Here is a 4144-nt window from a genome sequence, read left to right as displayed (position 1 = left end):
GTCGAGCCCGGCTTCGAGGTCGTCCTCGGCCTCGGCGTCGGAATCGTGCGCATCGAGGCCGGCGGCCTCGGCGAGGTTGCGGGCGGCGCGGCGCAGGAGCTTGCGCAGGCGCCGGCGCTCCTTGCTGTCGAAGCCGTCCAGCATCTCGGCCTCGACCTCGTCCCAGATGCCCTCGATCGCCGCGGCCTTGGCCATGCCGGCCTCGGTCAGGCGCACCCGGACGATGCGGCCGTCCCCGGCCTCGGTCCGGCGCTCGACCACCCCCATGGCGGCGAGCCGCGTGATGGTCTTCGAGGCGGTGGGCGGGCGCACCCGCAGGGTGGCGGCGAGGTCGCCCATGGTCATGGTGCCGGCGGCGGCCAGCGCTTGCACCACCTGCTCCTGGCCGGCGAAGAGATCGAGCTCGGCCAGGCGGTCGCCGATGCGGCCGCGATGGAGGCGGGCCGCCTGCATCAGGGCCCAGCCGACGCTCTTGGCGCCGGGGGGCCGGAGGCGCTTGGCCGCCCGGCGCGGCGCGTCCACGGCCAAAGCCTGCTCGCCCGCTGCCATGTCGCCGAGCCCTTGTTCTGGAGACGAATTCTGCCGCCCGGGCGCCGGGGGCGCAAGGGCGGAGAGGGCGCCCGAGCGGTGCCCTCGACCGCACATGCCAGCCCGCCTGTGACGCCTGGATGACGACAGGCCGGTTCCGGCCCGTTCCTCCGCGGCTTATGGTGTGCCGAGAGACACCGAGGAGCGACGACATGCCGGCCCGGCCCTGGGGCGACCTGACCACCGAGGAATGCCGCGACGGCGCGTTGAGCGCCAGCGTGGCGGTGCTGCCGGTCGCGGCCGTGGAGCAGCACGGGCCGCACCTGCCGCTGGCCACCGACGTCATCATCGCGGACGGTTACCTCGCGCGGGTCATGGGCCTCGTCCCCGACGACCTCGACGTGCGGGTGCTGCCGGTGCAGCAGGTCGGCCTGTCGATCGAGCACACGGATTTTCCCGGCACCCTGACCCTCACGCCGGAGACGGCGCTCAGGGCCTGGGGCGAGATCGGCGACGGGGTCGTGCGGGCGGGCTGCCGCCGGCTGGTCATCGTGTCGTCGCATGGCGGCAACAGCGCCCTCATGGACCTCGTGGCGTTGGGCTTGCGCGGCCGGCACGGGATGGTGGCGGTCACCACCGCCTGGAGCCGCTTCGGCACCCCGCCGGGGCTGTTTCCGGAGGACGAGGTGCGCCACGGCATCCATGGCGGCGGGATCGAGACCGCCCTGATGCGGGCGCTCCGGCCCGACCTCGTGCGGGACCGGGAGATCCGGGACTTCGTGCCGGCGAGCCGCGGGATGGAGCGCACCTACACCCATCTGCGCGCCGGGCGCCCGGCCGCCTTCGCCTGGCACGCGCAGGACCTCAACCCGGCGGGCGCCATCGGCGACGCTCGCCTCGGCGCGGCGGAGGCCGGGCGCGCCCTCCTCGACCACGGCGCCCGCGCTTTCGTCGACCTGCTGCGCGACGTCGCCCGCTTCAGCCTGCCCGCGCCGGTCTCCCGCCGGGCCGATTGACACACTATATCATCGGCCTCGCGCGGCGTCCCGGCGGCGTCCGCGTCCGGCCTGGTTGCAGAAGAAGCCCCCGCATGTCCGACAAGATTCCCGTCACGGTGCTCACCGGCTATCTCGGCGCCGGCAAGACCACGCTCCTCAACCGCATCCTCACCGAGCCGCACGGCAAGCGCTACGCCGTGATCGTCAACGAGTTCGGCGAGATCGGCATCGACAACGACCTCGTGGTCGGCGCCGACGAGGAAGTGTTCGAGATGAACAACGGCTGCATCTGCTGCACCGTGCGCGGCGACCTGATCCGCATCATGGACGGGTTGATGAAGCGCAAGGGCAAGTTCGACGCGATCATCGTCGAGACCACCGGCCTCGCCGATCCGGCGCCGGTCGCCCAGACCTTCTTCGTCGACCAGGATGTCGGCGAGGCCGCCCGCCTCGACGCGGTGGTGACCGTGGCCGACGCCAAGTGGCTGTCCGAGCGCCTGAAGGACGCTCCGGAGGCCAAGAACCAGGTCGCCTTCGCCGACGTGATCCTGCTCAACAAGGCCGACCTCGTCGACGAGGCGGGCCTCGCGGCGGTCGAGCGCCAGATCCGCGCCATCAACCCCTCGGCCGAGATCCACCGCACGCAGCGCTGCGCCGTGCCGCTCGCGACGGTGCTCGACCGCAAGGCCTTCGACCTCTCCCGCATCATCGAGATCGAGCCGGAATTCCTGGAGGAGGGGCACCACCACCACCATTCCGACGAGATCCGGTCGATCTCGGCCCGGCTGCCCGGCGCGGTCGATCCCAACAAGTTCATGCCGTGGATCTCCGACCTGACCCAGGTCCAGGGGCCGGACATCCTGCGCTGCAAGGGCATCGTCAGCTTCCCCGACGAGCCGCGCCGCTTCGTCTTCCAGGGCGTGCACATGATCCTCGACGGCGACCTGCAGGACGAGTGGAAGCCCGGCGACCCGCGCGAATCCCGCGTCGTCTTCATCGGCCGCCACCTCGATCCGGAGCAGATCCGGAAGGGTTTCGAAGCCTGCCGCGCCTGAGGCAGTGCGATCGGTCCTCCGCTTGAGCGGCAGCGACCGATCCTTGCGCTTTCGCGACTTGTCCCTGTTGCGACTTGGCCCTTTTGCGACTTGGCCCTTTTGCGACCCGGACGGCCATGCTACAGGCTCGGCCGTCCGTTGATGGTCGCGGGAGAGACCGGCTCGAGAGCCGGCACCGAAGGGGAAAGGCGTGCCAGCCGTGCTGCGCGCCGAAGCTCTCAGGTCCAAGGACCGCGATCGAGAGGACACTCTGGAGAGGGCGCCACGACGCCCGCCGATGGAGCAAGCCGGGTGTGAACCCGGCGAATCTCTCAGGCCACCCGAACAGAGTTCCAACCCTGCGACCCGCCCTGATCCGGCGGGAAGGATGGAACGCGTGTCGGGACAACAGACCTCCTTCGATCTCATCGTGCTCGGCGCCGGCGTCGTCGGCACGGCCACCGCCTATTGGGCCGCCAAGGCCGGCCTGTCGGTTTGCGTCATCGACCGCCAGGGCGGGCCCGGGCTCGAGACCAGCTACGCCAATGGCGGCCAGATCTCGGTGAGCCATGCCGAGCCCTGGGCCAATCCGAGCGCGCCCCTCAAGGTGATGAAATGGCTGTTCGACGCGCGCGCGCCGCTGCTCTTCACGCCCCGCCTCGACCGGCACCAATGGTCTTGGATCGCCGGCTTCCTGCGCAACTGCACCCCGGAGCGGGCGCGCCGCAACACCGTCGAGATCGTGCGGCTCGGCGCCTATAGCCGCGCCAAGCTGCAGGAGATCCGGGCCGCCGAGAACCTCGCCTATGCCGCGAAGACCCTCGGCATCCTGCATTTCTACCGCGACATCAGGGAGTTCGAGGCCGCCAAGCCCGTCGCCGAGCTGATGCGCCAGCACGGCTGCGAGCGCCGGGTCGTCTCCCGCGACGAGGTGCTGGCGATCGAGCCGGCCTTCGCCCACGCCATCGACGACGTGGTCGGCGCCACCTACACGGCCGAGGACGAGAGCGGCGACGCCCGCGCCTTCACCCAGGCGCTCGCCGCCCGCACCGCCGCGATGGGCGCGACCTTCCTGTACGGCTCGGAGGCGACCCGGCTGCTGCTCTCGGCCGGGGGAGACCGCGTCACCGGCGTCGAGGTGATGGTGGCGGGCGGGCACCAGCGCCTCTCGGCCCCGAACGTCGTGGTCTCGCTCGGCTCCTGGTCGGCGCCGTTCCTGCGCCGCTACGGCGTCAACCTGGCGATCTACCCGGCCAAGGGCTACTCGGTCTCGATCCCGATCGAGGGCCATAACGGCGCGCCGCAGGTCAGCCTCACCGACGACGAGTACAAGCTGGTCTATTCGAACCTCGGCACCCACCTGCGCGTGGCCGGCACCGCCGAATTGTCGGGCTATAGCCGCCACCTCGACGCCGAGCGGGTCGCGGCGATCCTGGAGAACGCCCGGCGCACCTTCCCGAATGCCGGGAATTTCGAGGCCGCCACCGCCTGGAGCGGGCTTCGCCCGACCACGCCCTCGAACGTGCCCTATCTCGGCCGCACCCGCATCCGGGGCCTGGTGCTCAATACCGGCCACGGCACGCT

4 protein-coding genes and 1 riboswitch are annotated in these 4144 nt (G+C 71.3%); of the genes, 3 read left to right on the top strand and 1 reads right to left on the bottom strand.

What is annotated here, in order from left to right:
- Positions 1–549: MarR family winged helix-turn-helix transcriptional regulator (locus VQ03_RS16545; RefSeq protein ID WP_048451997.1), on the bottom strand; the 549-nt coding region annotated here is incomplete at its 3' end.
- Between the two features lie 191 nt (positions 550–740).
- On the opposite strand from VQ03_RS16545, the gene VQ03_RS16540 reads away from it, so the two are divergent.
- The 3 genes from VQ03_RS16540 to VQ03_RS16530 all read left to right on the top strand — a co-directional run.
- Positions 741–1544 (top strand): creatininase family protein, encoded by an 804-nt coding sequence (locus VQ03_RS16540; RefSeq protein WP_048451995.1) that lies wholly within the window; start codon positions 741–743, stop codon positions 1542–1544.
- 74 nt (positions 1545–1618) lie between these two features.
- Positions 1619–2581 (top strand): CobW family GTP-binding protein, encoded by a 963-nt coding sequence (locus VQ03_RS16535; protein WP_048451994.1) that lies wholly within the window; start codon positions 1619–1621, stop codon positions 2579–2581.
- Positions 2582–2719: 138 nt separating this feature from the next.
- Positions 2720–2825, top strand: a riboswitch (glycine riboswitch).
- Between the two features lie 132 nt (positions 2826–2957).
- A partial coding sequence (locus VQ03_RS16530; protein ID WP_053078613.1) for a D-amino acid dehydrogenase occupies positions 2958–4144 on the top strand: 1187 nt, incomplete at its 3' end.

Source organism: Methylobacterium tarhaniae (genome assembly GCF_001043955.1).
In the GTDB taxonomy this organism is placed as follows: Bacteria; Pseudomonadota; Alphaproteobacteria; order Rhizobiales; family Beijerinckiaceae; genus Methylobacterium; species Methylobacterium tarhaniae.
Note: the sequence above shows the minus strand (reverse complement) of the source record. Positions and strands in the feature narration are given on the sequence as shown.